Source organism: Stutzerimonas sp. C6.4V (genome assembly GCF_058536345.1).
The window spans coordinates 2,719,554-2,744,430 of record NZ_JBZUBM010000001.1; the positions used below are offsets into that span (position 1 = coordinate 2,719,554).

The 24,877-nt window shown below is 60.0% G+C and carries 24 protein-coding genes; 14 read left to right on the forward strand and 10 right to left on the reverse strand.

Annotated elements, in window-relative coordinates; translation table 11 throughout:
• The first annotated feature begins 107 nt into the window (after window positions 1–107).
• The 5 genes from AC4LFW_RS12710 (at window position 108) to AC4LFW_RS12730 (ending at window position 6,995) form a co-directional block, all read left to right on the forward strand.
• Complete coding sequence (locus AC4LFW_RS12710; RefSeq protein WP_491819431.1) at window positions 108–1,457, forward strand: imelysin family protein; 1,350 nt, start codon at window positions 108–110, stop codon at window positions 1,455–1,457.
• Between the two features lie 169 nt (window positions 1,458–1,626).
• Entirely contained in the window at window positions 1,627–3,039 is a 1,413-nt protein-coding gene (locus AC4LFW_RS12715; protein ID WP_491819432.1) for a di-heme oxidoreductase family protein, read from the forward strand.
• A 42-nt stretch (window positions 3,040–3,081) separates the two neighbouring features.
• Window positions 3,082–4,155, forward strand: a complete 1,074-nt coding sequence (locus AC4LFW_RS12720) for an imelysin family protein (RefSeq protein WP_491819433.1) — start codon at window positions 3,082–3,084, stop codon at window positions 4,153–4,155.
• A 1-nt stretch (window position 4,156) separates the two neighbouring features.
• Window positions 4,157–5,251 (forward strand): DUF1513 domain-containing protein, encoded by a 1,095-nt coding sequence (locus AC4LFW_RS12725; RefSeq protein ID WP_491819434.1) that lies wholly within the window; start codon window positions 4,157–4,159, stop codon window positions 5,249–5,251.
• A 118-nt stretch (window positions 5,252–5,369) separates the two neighbouring features.
• Window positions 5,370–6,995, forward strand: a complete 1,626-nt coding sequence (locus AC4LFW_RS12730; RefSeq protein WP_491819435.1) for a methyl-accepting chemotaxis protein — start codon at window positions 5,370–5,372, stop codon at window positions 6,993–6,995.
• Window positions 6,996–7,178: 183 nt separating this feature from the next.
• Here AC4LFW_RS12730 and AC4LFW_RS12735 read toward each other — a convergent pair whose 3' ends face one another.
• The 6 genes from AC4LFW_RS12735 to rpoE all read right to left on the reverse strand — a co-directional run bounded on the left by AC4LFW_RS12735 (window position 7,179) and on the right by rpoE (window position 11,923).
• Window positions 7,179–7,418, reverse strand: a complete 240-nt coding sequence (locus AC4LFW_RS12735; protein ID WP_491819436.1) for a hypothetical protein — start codon at window positions 7,416–7,418, stop codon at window positions 7,179–7,181.
• A gap of 457 nt (window positions 7,419–7,875) precedes the next feature.
• Window positions 7,876–9,273, reverse strand: a complete 1,398-nt coding sequence (locus AC4LFW_RS12740; protein WP_491819437.1) for a DegQ family serine endoprotease — start codon at window positions 9,271–9,273, stop codon at window positions 7,876–7,878.
• 8 nt (window positions 9,274–9,281) lie between these two features.
• Window positions 9,282–9,761 (reverse strand): SoxR reducing system RseC family protein, encoded by a 480-nt coding sequence (locus AC4LFW_RS12745; protein ID WP_491819438.1) that lies wholly within the window; start codon window positions 9,759–9,761, stop codon window positions 9,282–9,284.
• Window positions 9,758–10,702, reverse strand: coding sequence for a MucB/RseB C-terminal domain-containing protein (locus tag AC4LFW_RS12750; protein WP_491819439.1), 945 nt, complete (start codon window positions 10,700–10,702; stop codon window positions 9,758–9,760). The genes AC4LFW_RS12745 and AC4LFW_RS12750 overlap by 4 nt, the downstream gene beginning before the upstream one ends.
• Before the next feature lie 8 nt (window positions 10,703–10,710).
• Window positions 10,711–11,310, reverse strand: a complete 600-nt coding sequence (locus AC4LFW_RS12755; RefSeq protein WP_491819440.1) for a sigma-E factor negative regulatory protein — start codon at window positions 11,308–11,310, stop codon at window positions 10,711–10,713.
• A 31-nt stretch (window positions 11,311–11,341) separates the two neighbouring features.
• Window positions 11,342–11,923, reverse strand: coding sequence for an RNA polymerase sigma factor RpoE/AlgU (gene rpoE / locus AC4LFW_RS12760; protein WP_222909169.1), 582 nt, complete (start codon window positions 11,921–11,923; stop codon window positions 11,342–11,344).
• A 354-nt stretch (window positions 11,924–12,277) separates the two neighbouring features.
• On the opposite strand from rpoE, the gene nadB reads away from it, so the two are divergent.
• Window positions 12,278–13,891: an L-aspartate oxidase gene (gene nadB, locus AC4LFW_RS12765; RefSeq protein ID WP_491819441.1), complete on the forward strand. Its 1,614-nt coding sequence runs from the start codon at window positions 12,278–12,280 to the stop codon at window positions 13,889–13,891.
• On the opposite strand, the gene AC4LFW_RS12770 is transcribed toward nadB, so the two are convergent.
• On the reverse strand, window positions 13,860–14,315 hold the full coding sequence (locus AC4LFW_RS12770) for a protein YgfX (RefSeq protein ID WP_491819443.1): 456 nt from the start codon (window positions 14,313–14,315) through the stop codon (window positions 13,860–13,862). The two genes, nadB and AC4LFW_RS12770, sit on opposite strands and share 32 nt — an antisense overlap.
• Window positions 14,299–14,553, reverse strand: a complete 255-nt coding sequence (locus AC4LFW_RS12775; RefSeq protein ID WP_491819444.1) for an FAD assembly factor SdhE — start codon at window positions 14,551–14,553, stop codon at window positions 14,299–14,301. Before AC4LFW_RS12775 ends, AC4LFW_RS12770 begins: the two co-directional genes overlap by 17 nt.
• Window positions 14,554–14,702: 149 nt before the next feature.
• Here AC4LFW_RS12775 and ygfZ point away from each other — a divergent pair, with 149 nt between their 5' ends.
• The 3 genes from ygfZ (at window position 14,703) to AC4LFW_RS12790 (ending at window position 17,243) form a co-directional block, all read left to right on the forward strand.
• Window positions 14,703–15,650 (forward strand): CAF17-like 4Fe-4S cluster assembly/insertion protein YgfZ, encoded by a 948-nt coding sequence (ygfZ, locus tag AC4LFW_RS12780; RefSeq protein WP_491819445.1) that lies wholly within the window; start codon window positions 14,703–14,705, stop codon window positions 15,648–15,650.
• A 42-nt stretch (window positions 15,651–15,692) separates the two neighbouring features.
• Entirely contained in the window at window positions 15,693–16,529 is an 837-nt protein-coding gene (locus AC4LFW_RS12785) for an HDOD domain-containing protein (protein ID WP_491819446.1), read from the forward strand.
• A gap of 195 nt (window positions 16,530–16,724) precedes the next feature.
• Window positions 16,725–17,243, forward strand: a complete 519-nt coding sequence (locus AC4LFW_RS12790) for a DUF4142 domain-containing protein (RefSeq protein WP_491819447.1) — start codon at window positions 16,725–16,727, stop codon at window positions 17,241–17,243.
• Window positions 17,244–17,279: 36 nt separating this feature from the next.
• Here the strand turns inward: AC4LFW_RS12790 and ung are convergent, their stop codons facing one another.
• Window positions 17,280–17,975: a uracil-DNA glycosylase gene (gene ung, locus AC4LFW_RS12795; RefSeq protein WP_491819449.1), complete on the reverse strand. Its 696-nt coding sequence runs from the start codon at window positions 17,973–17,975 to the stop codon at window positions 17,280–17,282.
• A gap of 245 nt (window positions 17,976–18,220) precedes the next feature.
• Between ung and AC4LFW_RS12800 the strand changes: the two genes are divergently transcribed.
• Window positions 18,221–19,465, forward strand: a complete 1,245-nt coding sequence (locus tag AC4LFW_RS12800; RefSeq protein WP_491819450.1) for a substrate-binding protein — start codon at window positions 18,221–18,223, stop codon at window positions 19,463–19,465.
• Window positions 19,466–19,672: 207 nt separating this feature from the next.
• Window positions 19,673–20,494 carry an enoyl-CoA hydratase gene (locus AC4LFW_RS12805; protein ID WP_491819451.1) on the forward strand — a complete coding sequence of 274 codons (822 nt, stop codon included), beginning with the start codon at window positions 19,673–19,675 and terminating at the stop codon, window positions 20,492–20,494.
• Window positions 20,495–20,527: 33 nt separating this feature from the next.
• On the opposite strand, the gene AC4LFW_RS12810 is transcribed toward AC4LFW_RS12805, so the two are convergent.
• A complete protein-coding gene (locus AC4LFW_RS12810) occupies window positions 20,528–20,977 on the reverse strand; it encodes a hypothetical protein (RefSeq protein WP_491819453.1) in 450 nt (149 codons plus the stop codon).
• A 215-nt stretch (window positions 20,978–21,192) separates the two neighbouring features.
• Between AC4LFW_RS12810 and rsxA the strand changes: the two genes are divergently transcribed.
• The 3 genes from rsxA to rsxC are packed head-to-tail and all read left to right on the forward strand — an operon-like array spanning window position 21,193 to window position 24,814.
• Window positions 21,193–21,777 (forward strand): electron transport complex subunit RsxA, encoded by a 585-nt coding sequence (gene rsxA, locus AC4LFW_RS12815; RefSeq protein WP_491819455.1) that lies wholly within the window; start codon window positions 21,193–21,195, stop codon window positions 21,775–21,777.
• A complete protein-coding gene (gene rsxB / locus AC4LFW_RS12820) occupies window positions 21,774–22,349 on the forward strand; it encodes an electron transport complex subunit RsxB (protein WP_491819456.1) in 576 nt (191 codons plus the stop codon). Before rsxA ends, rsxB begins: the two co-directional genes overlap by 4 nt.
• Window positions 22,346–24,814: an electron transport complex subunit RsxC gene (gene rsxC, locus AC4LFW_RS12825; RefSeq protein WP_491819457.1), complete on the forward strand. Its 2,469-nt coding sequence runs from the start codon at window positions 22,346–22,348 to the stop codon at window positions 24,812–24,814. The genes rsxB and rsxC overlap by 4 nt, the downstream gene beginning before the upstream one ends.
• Window positions 24,815–24,877: the final 63 nt, after the last annotated feature.

Below are 24,877 nucleotides of genomic sequence, written 5' to 3' on the forward strand. Positions count from 1 at the left end.
CGATTTTTTTGCACAAAATGCAAATCTTTCGCATTATGCTCTGCATCCATTTGTCGCAGCCATGCTGCCGACCCGTTCATACCACCCTGCAAGCAAAGGAACCCGCCATGCTACGCACTCCCGTCTGGGCAACCGCCAGCCTTCTAGCTGTCGCCATATCACTCGCTGGTTGCGGCGAAGACAAAGCGCCGGCCGAAAATGCCGCAGCTCCGCAAGCAACCACCACCCAGAGCGAGCCGGCAGCAAGCGCGCCAGCCACGGAAACGGTGAACAGCGAAGCCGCGCAGGCAGTGGTGAACCACTACGCGGATCTCGCGCATGCCGTATTCAGCGATGCGCACAGCGCCGCGCTGAAGTTGCAGGAAGCAATCGACCAATTGCTGGCCAACCCGACCGATGAAACGCTGCAAGCTGCCAAGGACGCCTGGCTCGCCGCCCGCGTTCCTTACATGCAGAGTGAAGTGTTCCGCTTCGGCAATCCCGTCGTTGATGACTGGGAGGGTCAGCTCAATGCCTGGCCGCTGGACGAAGGCATGATCGACTACGTGGAAGGTGACTACCAGCACGCACTGGGCAACCCGGGCGCCAACGCCAATATCATTGCCAACAAAGAGTTGCAGATCGGCGAAGACAAGATCGACGTCACCGAGATCACCGGCGAGAAGCTTGCCAGCCTGAACGAACTGGCCGGCTCCGAAGCCAACGTCGCCACCGGCTACCACGCGATCGAATTCCTGCTCTGGGGCCAGGATCTCAACGGCACCAACGCCGGCGCAGGCAACCGCCCGGTGAGCGACTTCATCGAAGGCGAGGGCTGCACCGGTGGCAACTGCGATCGGCGCCGCGCCTACCTGAAGGCAGCGACGGGGCTGCTGGTCAGCGATCTCGAAGAAATGGTCGGCGAGTGGAAGGACGGCGTAGCGGACAACTACCGCGCCAGCCTGGAACAGGAATCCGCCGAGAACGGTCTTCGCAAGATGTTTTTCGGCATGGGCAGCCTGTCGCTTGGCGAGCTGGCCGGAGAGCGCATGAAGGTTGCGCTGGAAGCCAACTCCCCCGAGGACGAGCACGATTGCTTCAGTGACAACACACACAATTCCCACTACTACAACGCCAAGGGCATCCGAAACGTCTATCTGGGCGAATACGAGCGCATCGATGGCACCACGCTGACCGGCCCAAGCCTGGCATCGCTGGTCGAAGGCACCGCACCCGAGATCAACAGCACCCTGAAAACCGATCTTGAAACCACCGAAGCCAAGCTGCGCGTCCTGGTGAATAGTGCAGAGAACGGCGAAGCGTTCGATCAGCTGATAGGTCCGGATAATAGTGAAGGCCAGGAAAAAGTCCGCGCCGCCATTGCCTCGCTGGTCCAGCAAACCGGTTCGATCGAAAAAGCAGCGGCTGCGCTGGGTATCAGTGACCTGAACCCCGACACCGCCGATCACGAGTTCTGATTCGATCGGTCCAGAGGGGCAGTGCAACGCTGCCACTTGGGCATTAGCACTGCTGGCGAGCTGCATACTGCACCCGCCAGCAGGCCGAGCCACTCAAATGCAAATTCCTCTTATTCAACCACTCGCAGCCTGCTAAGATTACCGCCGCTTTTCTGGCTCTGGACTACCGATGCGCCCGCTTTCCACACTTGTTCTTGCGCTGCTGGTATCGAGCCTGACGGCGTGCGATCAGCCATCGCCCCGCTTTGAACAGGCCGAGCCAGGCGAGGCACTGTCCGGTGGCAGCACGACGGTTATCAAGTCCGACCACAATGCCTTCTCGATGCCCTCTGCCAATCTGTCTCCCGTGAGGCGACTGGATTTCGCCGTTGGCAACAGTTTTTTCCGCAATCCTTGGGTGATCGCACCTTCTTCGACTACCGCGCGCGACGGACTCGGCCCGCTTTTCAACACCAATGCCTGCCAGAATTGCCATATCAAGGACGGTCGCGGTCACCCGGCCGAGGCCGCTCGAGGCAACGCCGTGTCAATGCTGGTGCGTCTGTCGGTTCCGGCGGGTGCGGAGCATGCCGAGGTGGTGAAACAACGAGGCATCGCACCAGAGCCCACCTACGGTGGCCAACTGCAGGACATGTCGATCCCCGGTGTGCCCCCCGAAGGCAAGGTTCGCCTTGATTACAGCACGCACATCGAACGATTCGCCGACGGGTTCGAAGTCGAGCTTCGTAAACCGCAGCTGGCCATCACCGACCTGGGCTACGGCCCGATGCATCCCGATACGCAATTTTCGGTTCGTGTCGCACCTGCGATGATCGGTCTCGGTTTACTGGAAGCGATACCGGAAGCCGCGATACTTGCCAATGCAGATCCGGACGACCTCAACTCAAACGGTATTTCAGGGCGGCCGAACCGAGTGTTTGATCAGGTTTCCCGTGATACAAAGCTAGGCCGTTTCGGCTGGAAAGCCGGCCAGCCGAGTCTTAATCAGCAGAACGCCGATGCTTTTTTCAACGATATGGGCCTGACCACCAGCCTGCTGACTGGCAGCAGCTGTACGCAGGCCCAGACCGATTGCCTGGCGATGCCCCACGGCGGCGAGCCGGAAGTCAGCGACCACATCCTGTCGCTTGTGCTGTTCTATACACGCAACCTTGCAGTTCCGGCCAGGCGAAACGTTGAGGCGCCTCAGGTATTGGCCGGCAAGACGCTGTTTCACCAGGCCGGCTGTCAGAGCTGCCACGTACCGACCTTCACCACTGGCGAAGCTGCCGAGCCGGAGCTCGCCAATCAGGTTATCCGTCCATACACCGACCTACTGCTGCACGACATGGGTGCAGGGCTTGCCGATAATCGTCCAGAATTCGAAGCCAGCGGCAGCGAATGGCGTACACCGCCTCTCTGGGGGCTCGGCATGACCGAAGCCGTCAGTGGTCACACTCAGTTCCTGCATGACGGGCGGGCGCGAAACCTGCTCGAAGCCATACTCTGGCACGGCGGTGAAGCAGAGCGAGCCAAACAAGTAGTGCTTGGCTTCGACCAGGACGAACGCAGCGCCTTGCTGGCCTTTCTCGAATCGCTCTAATGCCAGAGCTAACACTCAATTTGCCGCGTCCTGAGGAGCAACATGTCCCCCATCCGGATTTTTCGTACCGCCACCGCCACAGCTCTGGGTCTGATTCTTGTGGCCTGTGCGCCGTCCGATCCGTACGCAGAAACAAGCACGGCGCTTACCAACGAGGTGCTCCTGCCGGGTTATACCAACTGGGCCGAGGCGAGCCGTCGCATGGCTGCGAGCAGCATCGCCTTCTGTGCTGACAACGAGCAGCTGGACGACGCCCGCGAGGCCTACCTCCAGACCCAGCTCGCCTGGGCCGGATTGCAGCCCCTGCTGGTGGGCCCGATGGGAGAAGGCAATCGAGCCTGGCAGGTTCAATTCTGGCCAGACAAGAAAAACCTTGTCGGCCGCCAGGTCACGGCGCTGCTCAAGCGCAAGCCGCACCTCACCCAGGCCGACCTGGAGAATGCCAGTGTGGTGCTGCAGGGGCTTTCCGCCTATGAATACGTGCTCTACGACAAGGCCGTCGACCTGAGCGACGGCCAGACCAAAGCGCGCTACTGTCCGCTGCTTGAGGCGATCGGCGAACACCAACAAAAGCTGTCGGCAGACATCCTTCAGGCGTGGCAAGCGCCAGAGGGCATGGCAGCTCAACTGAGCGAGTTTCCCAACGAGCGCTACGCCGATTCGGCCGAAGCGATCGCAGACTTGCTCCGGGTTCAGGTCACTGCATTGGATGGCCTGAAGAAAAAGCTCGGCGCACCTTTGGGTCGCCAGACCAAGGGCTTCCCGCAACCGTATCAGGCCGAAGCCTGGCGCAGCGACGCGACCCTCGCCAGCATCGACGCCGCGCTCGCCGGCGCGCAACGCCTATGGCTGGGCGCGGATGGCAATGGACTGAAAAGGCTGGTCCCTGCAGATCAGGCAGACCTGACCAAGCGCATCGACGTCGCCTATGAAACGGCACGCAAGCACCTTGTCGACATCATGCTGCCATTCAGCGAGCTACTGGCCGACGAAGCCGGTCGAGCGCGCCTGGATGCGCTGTACAAAGACATCGATGTCTTGCATCGCCTGCACCAGGCCGAACTGGCCCGCGCGCTTGGCGTACAGATCGGCTTCAACGCCCATGATGGAGACTGACATGAAACGCCGCGCTTTCCTGGGTCTTGGCGGTGTGCTGATCGCCGCTTCTGCCGTTGGCGGCTGGACGCTGACGCATCAGGCCGACCAACCGCTGCTGCTATCGGCGCGCGACGACGCTGATGGACGCCACTATGTCGTCGGCTACCGGCTCGATGGCAGTCAGGTATTCGCCACGCCGGTCGCCGAGCGCTGCCACGATTGCTATGCCCATCCTCACCTGCCCTTGGCGGTGTTCGTCGGCCGTCGACCAAGCCGTGAAAGCTACCTCATCGACAGCCGTGACGGTACCTTGCTCCAGGTACTGACGTCGCCCCCGGAACGCCATTTCTATGGACACGGTGTTTTCCATTCGAGCGGCGACCTGTTCTACACCACTGAAAACGACACCAGCGATGCCGGCCGCGGCGTCCTTGGCATCTACCGGGTCGAAGAGCGCCGGCTGGTGCGCAGCGGTGAACTTTCTACCCACGGCATCGGCCCGCACCAGCTGCTCTGGATGCCTGATGGCGAGACATTGGTAATCGCCAACGGTGGCATCCGCACCGAAGCCGACAGCCGCGAGATGATGAACCTCGACGCCATGGAACCCAGCCTGGTGCTGCTGCATCGCGACGGTACGCTGATCAGCAAGGAGCAATTGCCCGAGCAGATGAACAGCGTTCGCCATCTGGCCGTCGCGACCGACGGCACCGTCGTGTCCGGGCAGCAGTACGAGGGCGACCCGATGGATCATGTGCCACTGCTGGCAATCAAGCGCCCTGATCAGCCCTTCCAGGCCTTTCCGCTGGGCGAGGCGCCGCGTCAGGCGATGAACCAGTACACAGCCAGCCTGGCCATCAATGATTCCCTTCGCCTGTTGGCGGTCACCGCGCCACGAGGCAACAAGCTATTCATCTGGAAGCTCGACACAGCCGAGCTTGTGGAGGAAATCCACTTGCCCGACTGCGCCGGTGTGGCGGCCGTGAGGGAAGGCTTCGTGGTGAGTTCCGGCCAAGGCCGCTGCCGCCTCGTCGACTGCCAGGGCAAGCGCGTCGTCAGCACGCCGCTGCAACTGCCCGCAGGTCTCTGGGACAACCACCTGCGGCTGGTCTGAAGACATTCAAGTATCGACACAGCGGGCCGAAACAGGGTCGTGCGAGCATTCATCAGCTGAAGGCTCGTTCACCTTGCCTGCGGTGCAAGCGCACCCTTTTCGATACGAGATTGATCCGATGCCCCTGAAAAAATCCCTGCGTGCACAACTGCTGGCACTGATTGGCGGCAGCTTGCTATTGATGCTGGTCATCGCTCTTGCCAGTTTTTCCCTTCTCTCCGATGGCATTTCCGACTACCAGAAACTGCTCAAGGGCCCCATCGAAGCCTCGCGCCTCATTGACCAGGCCAACCTGGAGTTCAAGGTGCAGGTTCAGGAGTGGAAAAACGTGCTGCTGCGCGGCAGGTCTCAGGAAAACCTGACCAGATACTGGCAGAGCTTCGAGGACCAGGAGCGCAAGGTCCAGGCGCTGCTGGGCACCCTGGTGCAAGCCAGCAGGCATGATCCTGAATTAGCGAAAAAGATCCAAAGCCTGCGGGATGAGCACCAGAGGTTGGGCAGCGCCTACCGCAGCGGACGAGATGCCTTCTTAGCAGCTGGAGGCGATCCCATCGCAGGCGATGCGGCCGTAAAGGGTATCGACCGGGCCACCAGCGAACAGCTCAGCGAGCTGGTGGAGCAGCTGCGCAGCTCTGCGCTGCAGGATTCGCAAACCATCGGTCTGGCCGCCGACCGGGCGGTGATTGCCGGTTCCCTGATCATGCTTGCGGCCGGCGGTCTTATCGCCCTGCTCAGCCTTTGGCTGGTGAACCGCAACCTGATCACTCCAATCCGTCACCTGATCGACCATATCGCCAAGCTCAGCCAGGGCGATTTTGCCCAGCGCATCGATGCGTCACGCGCAGACGAGCTGGGGCGCCTGGCGGTTGCCGCGAACATACTGAGGGATTTCCTGGCCGACACCTTTACCCGACTACAGCGCAGCACATCGGATCTGGACAGCGCCAGCGGTGAACTCAACGCCATCGCTGCGCTGATGGGACAAGGTACACGGGAGCAATTTTCGCGCACCGATCAGGTGGCAACCGCGATGCACGAAATGTCCGCCACTGCCCAGGAGGTAGCCCGGCACGCCGCCGATGCCGCTCGCGCCGCCGACACAGCGGATCAGTCAGCTCAGCAAGGCGAAACCATGATGCGCTCGACCATCGAGACGATCACCCACATGCGCGGCGAAATCAGCAATACCGCTACCGTTATCCGTCGCCTGGAGTCTGATAGCGGCCGTATCGGCAAAGTTCTCGAAGTGATTCGCGGGATCGCCGACCAGACCAATCTGCTAGCCCTGAACGCGGCCATCGAAGCCGCTCGCGCCGGCGATGCGGGCCGAGGCTTCGCGGTAGTTGCCGACGAGGTGCGTACCCTGGCCAGACGTACCGCAGATTCTACTGCCGAGATCCATCAGATCATCGATACCGTGCAGACTGGCGCAGTGGATGCGGTACGTGCGATCGAAAATGGCCAGGTCCGCAGTGATCAGGGTGTCGAGCAGGTCACCGAGGCAGGCAGCATGCTGCAGCGGATCACTCTGGAGGTCGAAGCCATCCGGGACATGAACCGCCAAATCGCCACGGCTGCCGAGGAGCAGACTTCTGTCGCGGAGGACATCTCGCGCAATCTGACCGAAATCACAGCCATCGCCACCACCAACCAGGACAACGTTGAGCGCACGGAGCAAGCCAGTCGTAACCTGCATGAACTCTCGGCCCAACTCAGCGAGGTCACCCACCGTCTGGCGGGTTGACCGGCCGCTCTAACTGGATCTTTACTCGGCCATTACGGCGGGGCTTGGGTCACTCATATAGGGTCGGACAGTCTGGCTTGTAACGACCATGGATCGATACAAGCCAGTTCGAGGAAGCCAGATGGTCGCGGGGGCGGCATGCCAGGGGTAGAGAGGCCACAAGACAGGCTGGAGCTCAACCTTTCAGCTACGCCCCACCAGGCTTTGCGACAGGCCGTACATCAACAACAGCAGGTCATGGTCAGGCCGCATATCTGAAGTCGCGACTCGCGCGACTCGAGGTACGGGGCAATGATCACTGACGTCGCTGACGTCGCTACGCGCAACGAGCTGGGCGTCAGGCTCACTCCAGGCAGCAGCGCATAAGGAAGCGATGCCAAGTGCACCGATTAAGAATATTCCTCGAGCAACTTCAAGCTTCATTGCGCAAGTCCTTGATATTAGGTAGCTGAGAAAATCACCATAGATGACAAATCAGCCTGCCGCTCAGCCAGACGACCAAAGGTCGCTTTCCACCGACGCTCTTCGCTGGGAGAGACAGCGCACCACAATGCGGTCAGCAGGTGACAAGCGCGTGACGACAACGCTGACGAGCGAATTTCAATACGTGGCGAGCACAGGCCTGCCCGTAATGAGTCATGCCATGTACGGCTCGACCTTGTGCTCGCTCTTGCTGGAAGAGATGAACCGGCGAACAGTTTGGCGGTAGCTAACGGCTCAGGGCGATGCCGTAGCGTTCGGCTTCAATCAGACGACCCAGGCCAAGCGTTAAGCCAACCGAAGTTGCCAAGCGCATCCGCCCGAGCCTGCCGCGATGTTCGCGTTGAGGCTGTTCCGTCCGCACGAATGACTGACTTGGCGTAATTGGCAGCACTACCGACTATTCAGCGAGCTTGAAGGTGATAAAGCTCGCCCTGCCCTGCCGCAAGACACGCATGGAGACGGAGCGGTTCTTTGGTAGCTCCGCAGCAATCTGATCAAAGCCAGCAGGCGAATCAATGGCTTGATTGTTCAGGTGGGTGATTACATCGCCCGGGCGCAAACCTATCATCGCCGCGGGCCCACTCAAGACCTCGGTAATCACTACACCGCCAGTGAGGTCGAGATCGCGTTTCAGCTCTGGGCTCAATTCAGTGACTCTTACGCCAAGACGGTTGTTGTGCTTTTCAACGGGAGTTGTAACCTCGTCCCCCTCTTCGGGCATAGTCCCGAGGGTAACCGTCAGTTCCTGACGCTCGCCATCCCTCACGATACCCAGCCGCGCCTGGCTGTCAGGCTTTGCCGCTCCGATGAGATGTGGCAGGTCGGCAGACATGTCTACCTCCGCTCCGTTGATACTAAGGATGACATCCCCTACCCGCACTCCGGCTTTAGCGGCCGGGCCGCCGTCCATGATCTGTGCAACCAGGGCGCCTGCAGGCCGCTCGAGCCCGAACGATTCGGCCAGGTCACGGCTGACTTCCTGAATGACCACACCCAGCCAACCGCGGCTGACCTTGCCATCGAGGCGCAGCTGATCCGATACATCCATCGCCATATCGATGGGAATCGCAAACGACAAGCCCATGAATCCGCCCGAACGAGTGAATATCTGGGAATTGATGCCTATCACCTCGCCATCGAGGTTGAACAAGGGTCCACCTGAGTTACCGGGGTTTATCGCAACGTCCGTCTGTATGAACGGCACATAGCTCTCGTCCGGGAGACTGCGCCCTGTCGCACTGACGATGCCGGCGGTAACGGTATGATCGAAGCCGAATGGTGAGCCGATTGCCAGCACCCACTCCCCCACCTTGAGCTCACTTGATTTGCCGAGCTTCACGATAGGCAGCCCGTCGGCTTCAACTTTGAGCAGCGCCACGTCAGTGCGTGGGTCCGCCCCGACCAAACGGGCCACCAGCTCGCTGCGATCAGGTAGCCGCACCATGATCTCGTCGGCCCCGGCAACCACATGATTATTGGTCAATACATAGCCATCTGCAGAGATGATGAAGCCCGAGCCCAGAGACTGTGCCTCCCTCTGCCGGCCCTGGCCGGGCGCGCCGGGCATGTCCGGCATGCCATGCTCGAAGAATTCCCTGAGTATTGGCGGCAACTCTTGAAGATCTGGCATGCCTGAAGCACCGCCGTGCGCGGTCACCTTCTGCTTGACGCTGATATTGACGACTGCAGAAGAAGCACGTTCTACCAGAGGGCTGAAATCTGGTAACTGCGCCTGCACTGTTGCCACCCGCCCAAGCAGGAGCAATGACATGGCCAATGCCAGCCAGCGATTCATTCCTGCCCTCAAGATCCTTCTCCCTTCAACAGGCCGAGTGAAGCTGAAGTATTGGTCGGGAATACCCGCAGTACGACTGGTTGCAATGCGATGTCGTTTGCTTTCTGCCGGCTGAGATGGCGCACGAGGACCCATGAGCTCAGAAAGCCTGTGAGGCCGGCCAAAATCACATAGGGTTCTTCCGCCGACAGCTCGGAGGCAAACAAAGCCGAAATAAACAAGGCAACGAGGGGAAAAAGGTAAACAAGGAAAGCGCCGCGCAGCAATACATCTTCCTGGATGCCGATGACAACAGAATCCCCTACAGCCAGCTGCACAGACGACATGACGCGGACTGCGCCTACTCTTGGTGGCACGCCCAGCCTGTCCATCAAGCCCTGCCCGCAACCATTTCTGGCGGAACAGCCGGAGCAGGTGGTCTTGCGGTATGTTTCAACCCAAGCAGCCCCCGGTTCCAAGGCGACTACACGCCCTGGTTCTTCGATCATTGCGAAGCCTGACCGCTACCAGAGCGCATGGAAAGGGCGATCCGCTCGGCGGTTCCGAGAGGGATCTCACCCACTACCGTGACCATGACATCGCCCTCAGTAGTGGTAATCCGCTTGGACACCGCCACAGTTGGCCCCATCTGGCTTCGGGCGTCTTCGACAACGGCACCTCGCAGTGGCTCCAGAAATACCGAGAAACGCGCAAGTCCGTCCCCGTAGGAAAGCCAAGCGACCGATTCGTCCGAAGCCGGGCTAGGCCGAACGTCAGAGTCGAGTAGGCGGAAACCATCCGGAAGCCAATCCGAACGCCATTCAGAATTCTGGGCGTCACGCTTTTCGGCTACCGAAACGGGCTCGCAGCTTTCGCTGCCCTCGACATCGGCTGGCTGTATCGACTCGGGAGAGTAATGGGTGAACTGAAAACGCTCAAGCAATTGCCCGTTTTCGCTGAGCATCAAAGACTTAAGCGGTACAGCTGTTTCCTGGTCAAGATGCAACTCGAAACCATAACGGTGCTGATCCTTTGGCTGGACGGACAGCGCCATGGTCGGTCGGCCAGCGACACGCGATTCGCCAATGACCTTGAAGTCATACCATTGCGCTAACGATGCTGGATCCAGCGGTTCATGACCCCAAGGCTGAGCATCACGTACCTGGGACGCCAGTTCATCACTGGCACAAAGCGCACGCCCCTCTTCAAGGACAACCTCAGCTGCCGGACCATCCAACTGCAGCAGACGTTCACGAAGCCTGCCGTCCTGAACGAGCTGCCAGACCGCATGGCTGGAAAAACTGCCATTACGCTCATATACAAAGTTGCCTACATAACTCTGCTGCTTCTCGGCTTCGGTAAGACGTTCCATCCAGCTTTGAGCATCAACAGCAAAGGCCGGCATCGATAGCCAGCCTCCGAGTACCACACATAGCGGTATTACACGCATGTTTTTCCTTAACGATCTTCCATGCTGGCTGCGCGAGCATAGGGCAGCGCGCTTTCAGATCCACTGCCAAACGCAGCCTGCTGAGCATGCTGACGAACATACGCCGGAAGGCGCTGTTCATGCCACTCCTCAGCCGGGGCCTGTGACGCAGCAGGCTGAGCTTCCAGGGTACCAGCACCTTCGCTGTAACCAGCCAACACCGCCGGCCCTTGGTTGGCCTGAGGCACAGCGATAGCCGGTTGTGCAGCCTGCTGCGCAACCTGTGGACCAGCCACTTCGGTCTGATTGTATAAGCGAACACCGGCCAATACAGCCACGGTGACCGATGCTGCAACCGCCAGGCGGCCCAGATTGCGCCAACCGGCACGCTGTGGCTTGGCTGCGGTGATTGCAGGCTCGTCAGCCAAGGCTGCAGATACAGCCGAAGCGATATCCAGCCGAGGCTCGATCAACTCCTTGTGCATGGCAGCACGAGCTATCTGGTAACGCGACCAAGTCGATCGCATTTCTGTTTCGCCGTCTGCGGCGAGCACACGACGTAATTCCAACTCGTCCGCTTCGTTATCCATCACCGCGGACAGCGATTCATGCAGGGCTTCACGACTCATGGCGGTTCCTCTCTTGGCTATCGCCGCTGTCTCAGGATTCATGCAACAAGGGTTGCAAGGCTTTATCTATGGCTTCTCGCGCCCGGAAGATCCGAGAGCGTACCGTACCCACAGGACACTGCATGACGTTCGCAATGTCTTCATAACTAAGACCATCAAATTCACGCAGTGTTAGAGCCGTACGTAAATCTTCTGGAAGCTGCTGAATGGTTCGATGGACCGTGTCTTCAATTTCATCCCTGAGCAGCGACCGCTCCGGCGATTCGATGTCTTTGAGGGCATGATCGCCTTCATAGAATTCGGCATCTTCAGAACTTACATCGCTATCCGGAGGCCGTCTCCCTCGGGCCACCAGGTGATTCTTCGCCGTATTGATGGCGATGCGGTACAGCCACGTATAAAACGCACTGTCTCCACGAAAATTAGCCAGCGCTCGGTAGGCTTTGATAAAGGCTTCTTGCGCCACATCCTGCGCTTCGTGCGAATCGTGTACGAAGCGGACGATCAAACCAAGAATCTTGTGCTGATACTTCAACACAAGTAGATCAAAAGCCCGTTTATCCCCCCGCTGCACTCGTTCGACCAGTTGCTGGTCCTGCTCCTGGGTTAGCATAAACACTCCTCCATGACCTGGAAGGCGTGTCGCTCTCGCCTACGAGCTGACCTGCCAGAATAGACCCGGGCTTTACACAAAAGTTCTCCCCCTCCTAGCAAGCTTTCCCGCAACACACCGATTGGTATTGGCAGGCAGCGCGGCAAAACCATCTTTTCCGCCAGCGCTTTCCTGGCAACCACCGAAGATCCGGGCCGCCCACGCCTTGATGGCCAGCCGGCCTGCATCCACAACTGTCTATAGAGAGAGACCTGCAAGAAAAGTTCCAAGGCATCAGCCATATAACAAAGAGGACGCTATTTTGCCGGGCTGCGCCCCCGATATACTAGCGCCGCCTCCAACGCGAGATCCGAAATGAGCCAACATCATCAATACGACGTATTAGTCATAGGTAGCGGCGCCGCCGGCTTGACGCTGGCGCTCAACCTACCGGCGGAGCTCCGCGTCGCCGTGCTGAGCAAAGGTGACCTGGCGAGCGGATCGACGTATTGGGCCCAAGGCGGTGTTGCAGCAGTTCTGGACACTACAGATACCGTAGAGTCGCATGTAGCCGACACGCTTGCTGCTGGAGGCGGGCTGTGCAAGGAAGAGGCCGTACGCTTTACAGTCGAGCGAAGCCGCGATGCTATCCAATGGCTTATCGATCAGGGCGTACCCTTCACACGTGACGAAGCTGATCGAGAACACGGAAGCTTCGAATACCATCTCACACGTGAAGGCGGGCACAGCCACCGCCGTATCATACATGCGGCCGACGCCACCGGAGCCGCGATATTCAATACCCTACTGGCGCGCACCCGAGACAAAAGCAATATCGACCTGCTGCAGCAGCGCGTCGCCGTCGATCTGATTACCGAACGCAAGCTGGGCCTGCCGGGCAAACGCTGCCTCGGAGCCTACGTGCTGGACCGGGCAACTGGCGAAGTGGACACTTTTCAGGCGAAATTCGTCGTTCTGGCGACTGGTGGCGCCGCTAAGGTCTACCTCTACACCAGCAACCCGGACGGGGCTTGCGGTGACGGCATCGCTATTGCCTGGCGGGCCGGCTGTCGAGTCGGCAACCTGGAGTTCAACCAGTTCCATCCGACCTGCCTGTATCACCCCAACGCCAAAAGCTTCCTGATCACGGAGGCGCTGCGTGGCGAAGGCGCTCTGCTGAGGCTTCCCAACGGCGAACGGTTCATGCCTCGATTCGACGAGCGCGCAGAGCTGGCACCTCGCGACATCGTCGCGCGCGCGATCGACCATGAAATGAAGCGGCTCGGGGTCGACTGCGTCTATCTGGACATCAGCCACAAGCCTGCGGACTTCATAAAAGGTCACTTCCCGACGGTCTACCAGCGATGCCTGGAGTTCGGTATCGATATGACACGAGAACCGATACCGGTAGTACCGGCCGCCCACTACACCTGCGGTGGTGTAGTCGTGGACCAGGCGGGACAGACTGACATCCCCGGTCTTTATGCCATCGGTGAAACCAGCTTCACCGGTCTGCACGGTGCCAACCGCATGGCCAGCAATTCCCTCCTGGAATGCTTTGTCTACGCTCAATCCGCAGCTCAGGACATCGTTGACAAGCTACCGGAGACGGCAGCCCTGCCCGACCTCCCAGCCTGGGATGCCAGCCAGGTCACTGATTCTGACGAAGACGTGATCATTGCCCACAACTGGGATGAGCTTCGCCGCTTCATGTGGGACTACGTAGGCGTGGTGCGAACCAACAAGCGGCTAATGCGGGCGCAACACCGGATTCGCCTGCTACTTCGCGAAATAGACGAGTTCTACAGCAACTACAAGGTCAGCCGAGACCTGATTGAGCTGAGGAACCTGGCGCTGGTGGCCGACTTGATGATCTGTTCGGCCATGCAGCGAAAGGAAAGCCGGGGCCTGCACTACACGCTGGATTATCCGGAGCTGCTGCCCGAGGCGGTCGACACTATTCTGGTGCCGCCCACCTACGACGACTGAACTTCAACCTGACCCGCAGCTGACGATGAAGTTCTCGAGGCATCGAGCCGCGCGGGATGCAGATCCCTTGCGCAAACCGACAACCGGGCACGTTGAAGCGCAGTATGACCGCCAGCGGCAGCGCCAGGCTTTCCGGACGCAGCTGGATGGGCCGCCAATCACCACCCCGACTGAGCAGGGCCCAGCCCGCCTCATCGTGACGCAGCCCAACCCAGGACGAATCGCGCCGGAGCAGAATCCGGAGCGGCACCACCCAGGCGGCGTGAAGCAGGCAGACCGACAGGCCCAGAGACGCGAGCCAGGTCGGAACCGGCAACACCAATAGGAAAATGACCGCTGTCAGCCAAACAGATGCATAGCAGACCAACAGCGGATTCGACCCCTGCCACCTGCATTCGAAGCGTTGATCACTTGGGTTGGACACGGTCGAGAATCATACGCACGATGTATCGCAAATCCTCATCGTCCGGCTCGGCTCGCTCCATGAACCAGCCAAACATGTCCTGATCCTCGCAACTGAGCAATTTACGATAGCGCGCCTGGTCCTCGTCGCTCAGATGCGTATAGACCTCCTGCACGAAGGGCACCAGCAAGACATCGAGCTCGAGCATGCCGCGACGGCTCTGCCAGAACAGGCGATTAAGTTCCGATTGTTCGATCATGCAAATGCTCCCGACTAGAAGCGCCGGATTATAACGACTGCTGCGCCAGCCCGGGGACTGTTCGTGTCTCGACAGTGACACCTGGAGCACGCTGCGTTTTGGCGACGTCCTGCTATGATGCGCGCCCGGATTCTTTACGGCGACCCGACATGACAGACACTGGTTTTTTCTCCGTTTTGTCGCATGAAGGCGTCCTGGCCGTACGCGGCCCGGATGCGAGCAAGTTCCTGCAGGGACAGCTGACGTGCAATCTCAACTACCTGGATTCCGAACATTCCAGCCTCGGTGCTCGCTGCACGCCCAAGGGACGCATGCAGTCAAGCTTTCGCATCCTGCCGGAAGGCGATGGCTTCGTGCTGGCGATGGACCGGGAGCTGGTTGCAACGCAACTGGCCGATCTCTCGAGGTTCGCGGTTTTCTCGAAATCCAAACTCACCGACGAGAGCGCCGAGTGGGTGCGCTATGGCCTCAATGGCGGTGATGGAGTGCTGGTCACGCTCGGTCTGGATCTTGCGCAGACACCTGACATGGTAACGTCGGCACATGGATTGATAGCGGTACGCCTCTCGGACGGGCGGGCCGAACTCTGGGCGCGAACAGCAGTGGCTGACACCATCCATGCGAGGCTTGCGACCCAGCTACGCGAGGCTCCTCTTGATGCCTGGCTGCTGGCACAGATTCGTGCAGGAATCGGTCAGGTCGTTGGCGCCACCCGGGAGATGTTCATCCCGCAGACGATCAATCTGCAGGCCGTAGGTGGCGTCAGCTTCAAGAAAGGTTGCTACACAGGCCAGGAAATCGTCGCCCGCATGCAATACCTCGGCAAGCTCAAGCGTCGACTGCATCGCCTCGCCGCGACCGACAGCGACACCGACCTCCCTGCCCCGGGAATGGAACTGTTTTCACCCGTACATGGCTCCAGCGTGGGCGAGGTCGTACTTGCAGCCAAGGCTGACGGTGCGCTGGAGGTTCTGGCGGTATTGCAGGAAGACGCCGCCGCGGATGGTCGCATTTTCGTCGGCTCGCCTGATGGACTGCCACTGACGCTGCTTGATCTTCCATACAACCTGGACCCGGACAGGGAAATCCAGCGTTAGTCGCCGGCCCCACGTTCACATGAATCACAGAAAAGGAATGCCATGACCACCCTTGCCGATAAAGTCCAACGGGACCTGTTGCAGGCCATCGAGAATGACCAGCTGGTCCTGCCGACGCTACCGGAAGTTGCTTTGCGTGTACGTGAAGCCGCCGAGGATCCAGACGTCAGCATTCCCACGCTGGCAAAGGTGATCGGTAACGACACCGCGCTCACTGCGCGCATCATCAAGGTGGTCAACAGCCCATTGCTGCGCTCGAATCGGGAAATCAACGACCTGCAGATGGCAATCAGCCGCCTGGGAATTAATTACACATCAAACCTGGCGACAGGCCTGGCCATGGAACAGATGTTCCAGGCGACTACCGATGTGGTCGATCGCAAGATGCGTGAAGTATGGAACAAGAGCACCGAAGTTGCCGCGATTAGCTATGTACTATGCCGTAACTTTACCCGCCTCCCTCCAGATCAGGCGACTTTGGCCGGCCTCGTCCATCAGATCGGCGTTCTGCCAATCCTGACGTACGCCGAGGAACACAGCGCGTTGCTCGGCGACTCGATCAGCCTCAACCACGTCATCGACCGGATCCACCCGATAATCGGGGAAAAAATCCTCCGCGCCTGGGAATTCCCGGAGCCGATCGCGTCGGTACCTGGCCAATACCTGGACTTCTCCCGTGCCTCCGAGAAGGTCGATTACGTCGATATTGTCCAGGTGTCGACCCTGCAAAGCTACATCGGCACCTCCCACCCTTTCGCTCAACTGGACTGGAACCAGATCCCGGCCTTCGCAAGGCTGGGTATCGACCCAAGCACGCTGCAGCAGGAAGACGAAGACCTGTCGGCAGCCATGGATGCCGCGATGAGCATGCTGCAGTAAAGTTGGCACGGGCGCCCGGCGGCGCCTCTACCGACACTCCCGCTCCGTTGACCCGACCGTTTGCCGGTGTGCCAGGAACCGTTTTTTCGCGTTCCAGTCACAACATAGACGGCGTTCTTGCCGCATCTCGCTAGTGCAGCCAGTGGCCACGCCTCTGGCGACACAAAGCTTGCCAGGTAGACGGAGGAGACAATGATGACTTTTACAACCAAAGCCTTTTTCTCGGGCACGACAGCCCTGCTATTCAGCGTCGCGGCAAATTTTGCCCTGGCGGCCGACGGTGAAAACTTCGTTGACGAGGCATCAGCCAAGGGTATGGCGGAAATCGAAACCGCCAAGATGGCGCTCGATAAGGGCACCGCTGAAGACGTCAAAAGCTTCGCCCAGAAAATGATCGATGATCACACCAAGGCAAACCAGAAGCTGGCAGAACTGGCAGGGCAACATGAAGATCTGGAGATGTCAGACGAAGCGGCGCTGATGGACAAGGCCAAGGCCATGATCCTCAAGTTACGTGATGGGGAAAACTTCGACGAAGCCTATGCCAACAACCAGGTAGTGGCTCACGAGCAAACCATCGAGCTCTTCCGCGAGTATGCGAAAAATGGCGAAAACGCCGAACTCAAGCAGTTCGCCGAATCCACCCTGCCGACTCTCGAGCAACACCTCCAGCACGCCCAGGAGCTTGCATCGAAGCACGGCAGCAAGCAGTAATCACCCCTCAGGACGCCGCGCCGCGGCGTCTCTCTTTTACGGTTGCGCAGGTAATTGCCAGTCGATCGACCCCAGACCATGCTTGGCCAGGAACTGATTGGTGCGGCTGAAGTGCCCATTGCCGATGAATCCCCGATGTGCCGACAGCGGCGACGGATGCACAGACTTGAGCATCAGATGGCGGGTCGGATCGATCAGCTTGGCCTTGCTTTGTGCATGAGCCCCCCAGAGCATGAACACCACATTCGGGCGCTGCTCGCTTACCACTTCGATGATCCTATCGGTCAGTTGCTGCCAGCCCTTCTTTGCATGCGAGCCTGCGATTCCCTGCTCCACGGTCAACGAAGTGTTGAGCATCAATACGCCCTGATCAGCCCAGTGTTGGAGGTAACCATGTCGCGGAATCTCAAGATTCAAATCGCGCTTTAGCTCCTTGAAGACATTTTGCAGCGAGGGCGGCGGGGCCACTCCTGGCTGAACTGAGAAGCAGAGCCCATGCGCCTGTCCGAAGCCGTGGTAGGGATCCTGCCCCAGGATGACCACGCGCACCTGCGGCAGCGGTGTCGAATCCAGCGCATTGAAGATAAGGGGTCCCGGTGGATAGATGATCTTGCCGGCCGCCTTCTCAGCTCGCAAAAAAGCGCCCAGGTCCTTCATGTACGGTTTTTCGAACTCATCCTGCAGGGCTGCTTTCCAGCTCGCCTCGAGCTTGACGCGATGGTCCTGTGTCATTGGTGGATTCCTGCTTGGCGGAGCCGGCACCCTAAGGAATCACCTTTACCGAGTCAATTTGCCCGCTGACGGAAACCAAGGCGTGATGCCGTCAGCGCAACAGGCCTGCGCCTCTACGCTTGTGAAGGTGGGTACTATCAAGCTGTGATCCAGGTCTCGTTCTCCAGCCAATGGACGCGTGACGAAGCGTCGCAGGACGCGGTAAAAAGAGTTGCCAACCTAATAAATACAACAAGGATCTAGCGATGAAACGGACGACCCTCTTGGCTATGGGGCTGGGTTTCTGTATTGCCGCCCAGGCTGCCGACCCCATTACCCTCGGCCTCAACTATCCACGCACCGGTAGCTATAAGGAAGAAGGTCTCGCGCAGATGCGCGGCGCGCTGCTCGCCATCGAAGAGATCAATGCCAATGGCGGTGTGCTTGGCCGCCCTCTTCAACTATCAAGCCGCAACTCCGCCTCACGCCCGGAAAAGGCCATCGCCAACGTTGACAAACTCGCTGACGAAGGCGTCGCGATGCTGTTTGGCGGGGCGTCGAGCGCCGTCGCCATCGCCGCAGGCAAACGCGCAAGGGAGCGCGGCCTCTTGTATTTCGGCACGCTCACCTATTCAAACGACACGACAGGCAAGGACGGCCATAGGTACATGTTCCGAGAGTGCAATAACGCCTGGATGAGCGCCAGGGTCCTGGGTCAGTACCTAAACGAGCACCTGCCAAACAAGCGCTATTTCTATATCACATCCGACTACACCTGGGGCCATACCAGCGAGAGCTCGCTTCGCCAGGCAACCGGGACCGAGGACATCAACCGGCACCCCGGGCTCAAGACAGCATTTCCTGGTGCACAGTTGTCGGACTATCGCGAAGCCTTGAACAAAGCAGCGGCTAGCGATGCCGAAGTTCTGGTCCTGGTGCTTTTCGGCGATGACCTGGTGCGCGCCATGCGCATTGCCGATGAGCTGGGGCTGAACAAGAAGATGCAAGTGGCCGTGCCCAACCTGACCCAGAGCATGGTCGAAACCGCCGGCCCGGACATCATGCGCGGGGTACTGGGCACCGAGCCATGGACTTGGCGGGTGCCGGAGCTGGAAGGCTCGGTCGCCGGCCAGAAGTTCGTCGAGCGCTACGATGAACGCTACCAGACCCACCCGTCCAGCTCCGCAGCATCGGCCTACAGCATCGTCTACCAATGGGCAGACGCTGCGACCCGCGCCCGCAGCCTGAACAGCGAGCAAATCATTTCCGCACTGGAAGGCCACCGCTACAGCCTGCTTAAAGGGCCACAGGAATGGCGGGCTTTCGATCATCAGAACGTGCAGACCGTATATGCCGTCAGGGTCAAACCTCGTGAGGAGGTTCTCAGGGACCGCTTCAAGCAGGACTATTTCGAGATCGTTCACCGTCTTACCGGCGACCAGGCCGCTCCCTCCCAGGCCGACTGGCAGGCCGAACGCAAGGCAGCCAGCCAGGCGCTGGCGTTGCAATAATCAGAGGCCGGCGGCCTGGACGTCCTGGCCGCCTCGTCTACCGCGTCATTTACACAGCTGACACGCCCAGCCAAGCCCTCGTATATTTTCTTCACACGTTCCGACGCCATCTGGCGCAAGCGCATTACCAGAAGCGCTGCAACGCATCAGGTAATCGAGCGTCTGATCAGACAGACCGCGTGTATCCGATCCTGACGAGGAAACGACATGAGCTCCACAGCAGTTGAACCCTACAAGTCCGGGGTTTTTGATCTGACCCACAAGCTGACCGTGGAAAAGCACGGGCATACCGCACTGATCACAATCAATCATCCGCCCGCAAACACCTGGGATCGCGAGTCGCTGATTGGTCTCAAGCAAGTCATTGATCATCTGAACAGAGACGATGACGTGTATGCCCTGGTCATTACCGGACAGGGCGAGAAATTCTTCAGTGCCGGCGCTGACCTCAAGCTGTTCGCCGATGGCGACCGCAACCGTGCCCGGGAAATGGCAAGGCGTTTTGGCGAAGCGTTCGAGGCGTTGCGAACATTTCGTGGTGTTTCAGTCGCAGCCATCAACGGTTTCGCGCTGGGCGGCGGTCTGGAATGCGCCCTCGCCTGTGACATTCGCATCGCCGAGCAGCATGCACAGCTGGGGCTGCCCGAGGCCTCGGTAGGCCTGCTTCCTTGCGCAGGCGGTACCCAGGCATTGGCATGGCTGGTAGGCGAAGGCTGGGCCAAGCGCATGATCCTGTGTGGCGAACGCCTTACGGCCGACAGCGCACAGCGTATCGGCCTGGTCGAGCAGGTAGTGGAGCCTGGAGAATCGAGGGGCCACGCCCTGCTATTGGCATCACGGGTGGCGCGCCAGAGCCCGGTCGCGGTGCGCACCATCAAGCCGCTGATCGACGCCATGCACAATCGTGGACCCGCAACGATCGCTGCTGATGAAAGGGAAGCCTTTGTCAGCCTGTTTGAAGCCGATGACACCCTTGAAGGTGTGAATGCATTTCTCGAAAAACGCGAACCGAACTGGCGAAACCGGTAGGTGCGCGCTTGGGCCGCAAGATGGTCGTGCGGGTCAGCGCGAATAGCCACGGTTGCCGAAATTTCGGTCCCGCTGCACTCGGTAATCATGACGATCACGAATCAGCGGCGGACGGCTGAACCGGCGCGGGTCGTCTGGCTGCCAACGCTGCGGCCGGTCAAGATCCGGTCGCCCTCGGTCATCTCGCCGCTGTAGCCGATGAGTTTCGTTGCGCCGATCCTGATTCCAGCGGTGCCGATCGACACCCCGGTGTCGGTCGTAGTACTGGGGAGGTAGCTGCCCCTGATAGCGCGGCGGTAGATTCTGCGGATACTGGCGATGGTTGGAATAGGGGCTGCGCGGGTCGTACCGGTAGGACGGTCGGCTCTCGATGCGGTAACTTCCGCCGTTCGGCTGATAGACGTACACACCACCTCTGGAGTCGGCGTGCGCCTGGATGCCCAAGCCCAGGCCGAGCATGAGTATTAAGAGCCTTACCGTCATAAGCACCTCCATCGGCCGGTTCGTCATACGCGGCGGCCGGTCTCCATCAGACCACAGCCATTGGCTGCTGGCGCACCGACGGACAATCGGAACATTTCCATATATGTCAGAGAGAGGCGGCGTCAGGCAGCCGCAGCTTGTATGGCCGCTGCGGCTTCCCGATAATAGCCGGCTTTTAGCCTAGGGCTCATGCAGAGCGCCCACAGGAATTCACAATGACCGAACTCGCCCTGATCATGGTTAGCGCCATTCTGGTCAATAACTTCGTGCTGGTGCAGTTTCTAGGTCTCTGCCCGTTCATGGGTGTCTCGAAGAAAATCGAGACGGCTATCGGTCTCTCGCTGGCGACCACTTTCGTCCTGACCCTGGCTGCCATGTGCAGCTATCTGGTTCAGCAGTACGTGCTCAAACCGCTCGACCTGGAGTTCCTCCGGACCATCAGCTTCATCCTGGTCATTGCGGTGGTCGTGCAGTTCACGGAGATGGTGGTGAACAAGACCAGCCCGCTGCTCTACCGTGTACTGGGAATTTTCCTGCCCTTGATCACCACCAATTGCATCGTGCTGGGCGTCGCGCTGCTCAACGCCAACAAAACCGAATTCACTTTTCTCACCGCCACGGCGAACGGCTTTGCCGCTGGACTCGGCTTCTCGTTGGTACTGGTACTGTTCGCCGCCATGCGTGAGCGCATCGCGATTGCCGACGTACCGAGATCATTCCAGGGAGCCGCCATCGGCATGGTCACAGCCGGGTTGATGTCGCTGGCGTTCATGGGCTTTTCCGGCTTGATCAAGCTATGAGCCCCGTTCTGATCGCCGTTCTCGCGTTGTTGGCGCTGTGCCTGGTGTGCGGCGCCATACTCGGCTTTGCCGCCGTGCGTTTTCGGGTTGAAGGCGATCCGATTGCCGAGCAGATCAACGCACTCCTGCCACAGACCCAGTGCGGCCAGTGCGGCTATCCGGGTTGCAAGCCCTACGCTGAGGCAATCGCCAGCGGCGACAAGATCAACAAGTGCCCCCCGGGTGGCGAATCGACAATCCAGGCGCTTGCCGACCTGCTCGATGTCGAGCCCGAACCGCTCGACGCCGTCGAAGGTGAAGTACCGCCGCGCGTTGCCTATATCCGCGAGGCCGAGTGCATCGGCTGCACCAAGTGCATCCAGGCGTGTCCGGTCGACGCCATCGTTGGAGCGGCGAAGCAGATGCACACCGTCATCGCCTCGGAGTGCACCGGCTGTGACCTCTGCGTCGAGCCCTGTCCAGTGGACTGCATCGACATGATTGAGGTGGGCAGCAATCTGCAGAGCTGGAAATGGGATCAACCGCTATCGCCCGGGCAGTTGATCGCGAGTGACCGGGAGCAGGCTGCATGACCGCCAGGACCAAATGGGACATTCACGGTGGCATTCATCCGCCTGAGCGCAAGGAGCTCTCCAACCGCATGCCGATCCAGCGCATGCCGCTACCGTCCCGGTTGATCGTACCGCTCACCCAGCACCTCGGCGCGCCCGCCGAGCCCTGTGTCACGGTCGGTGAAAAAGTATTCAAGGGCCAGAAGATCGCCGATGCCAGCGGCTATGTCAGTGCGCCTGTGCATGCGCCAACATCCGGAACCGTCAGCGCCATCGGCCCACAGCCCTATCCGCATGTATCAGGCATGCCTGGCGCCGCGATCGTCATTGACAGTGATGGACAGGATGCCTGGATCGAGCTGCAGCCTGCGGAGGATTATCGCCAACTGCCTGCAGCCGAACTGCTCGAACGCATCCGCCAGGCTGGCATCAGCGGCCTGGGTGGTGCCGGCTTCCCTACTTCCGTCAAGCTGGGCGTGCCGCCCGGCCAGAAGATCCATACGCTGATCATCAACGGCACCGAATGCGAGCCCTACATCACCGCCGACGACCTGCTGATGCGCGAAAAAGCCGTCGAGCTGGTGACCGGCATCGAGATCCTTGCCCACCTGATCCAGCCGGATCGGGTGCTTATCGGCATCGAAGACAACAAGCCCGAAGCAGTCGCGGCGATCGGTGCAGCGATAGGCGAGCGTCCGTTTCAAGTGCGGGTATTCCCGACCAAATACCCGTCGGGCGGCGAAAAGCAGCTGATCCAGATCCTGACCGGGGAAGAGGTGCCCAGCGGCGGGCTGCCGGCCGACATCGGCATGCTTTGCCAGAACGTCGGCACCTGCGTGGCGGTGCATGATGCTGTATTGCTCGGCAAGCCACTTATCTCACGCATCACCACCTTGACCGGAGAGGCGCTGGCGACGCCCATGAACATCGAGGCCCTGATCGGAACGCCGGTCGCCGAATTGCTCGCCTTTGCCGGTCTCGACAGCAGCAAGCTCAACCGCCTGATCATGGGCGGGCCGATGATGGGCTTCACTCTGCCTTCCATGGATGTGCCGCTGGTCAAGACGACCAACTGCCTGCTCGCCAGTACGCTGGCCGAACTCCCACCGCCGCCGCCCGCCCTGCCTTGCATACGCTGTGGCGAGTGCGCCGAAGCATGCCCTGCGAACCTCCTGCCGCAACAGCTGCACTTTTTTGCGCTCGGGCAGGAGCATGAGCAGCTCAAGGCCTACAACCTTTTCGACTGCATCGAATGCGGTGCCTGCGCTTATGTCTGCCCATCGAGCATTCCGCTGGTGCAGTACTACCGGGCCGCCAAGGGCGAGATTCGGACGCTGGAGCACAAGCAACAAAAGGCCGAGCACTCCAGGCAGCGCTTCGAGTTGCGCCAGGATCGCCTGCGCCGCGCCGAGGAGCAGAAGGAAGCCGAACGCGCCGCGCGGGCAGAGCGTGCCGCGCGGGCCAAGGCGGCACAGGCCGAGGTGAGCTCCGTCCCCAATCAGGACGATCCGGTTGCCCGTGTCCAGGCGCAGAAAGCGGGTCTTTCCGAAGAGCAGAAGAAACTCAAGATCGAAGCCAGCATGGCTCAGGTCGCACTGAAGAAAGCTGAAAAGCAACTTGCGGCCCATGCGACTCCGGAGCTGGAAGCCCAGGTAGCCCAGTTGCGTACCGCAGCTGCCAGTGCACAGAAGGCGCTGGAGCAGGCCAATGCCGCAGCGACAATCGCCGCACCCGCCGCGGGGGATGAGTCTGTAAAAAAAGCAAAGATCGAAGCCGCTATGCTGCGCGCGCAGATTCGCAAGCTGGACAAGCTCGAAGCGCGCGATGCCGACCAGGACGCCGAGCTGAGCCGCCTGCAGGTTCAGCTTTGCGAAGCGGAGAAAGTATTGGCGCCAGCGCCGGACGCCACGCCTGCGAGGTCGGCCAAGCCCGCCGTCGATGAAGCGGCAAAGAAAGCGAAGATCGAAGCGGCAATGCTGCGTGCCCAAGTTCTCAAACTTGAGAAGCTCCAAAACAGAGACGCCGAGCAGGAGTCGGAATTGAGCCACTTGCGCTCGCAGCTGGCCAAGGCTGAAACCTCGCTCGAGGCTATTGCGGACAAGCCGCCCATTACCCAGGGAACCGGAGAAGATGCGCTCAAGAAAGCCAAGATCGAGCTGGCGATGAAGCGCGCCGAGTTAAAGAAAGCCGAGAAGGCCGGCACTGAAGAGGCGCAGTTGAGCAAGCTGCGCGATGGCCTCGCCAGTGCCGAGCAAGCCCTTCATGAAGCCGAAGCACAGTCTGGCAAACCGGCACCGAACCTGGTGCGCACCGATAAGCGCCCCATTAGCGAAGAGACCCGCGCCCTCAAGACTGAAGTTGCCTTCGCCCGTGCCGACCTGCGCAAGCTGGAACGAGATGACACCAGCCAGGCCAGTGCCATCGAAAGCGCACGAGCGCGGTTGAGCGAAGCCGAACGCAAACTTCAGGACCATACCCAATCGTAACGAGCAGCGCCGTCTGCGCTGTTCTGAGTGATCGCGACCATCAGTTTTGTATCGCCTTCACTG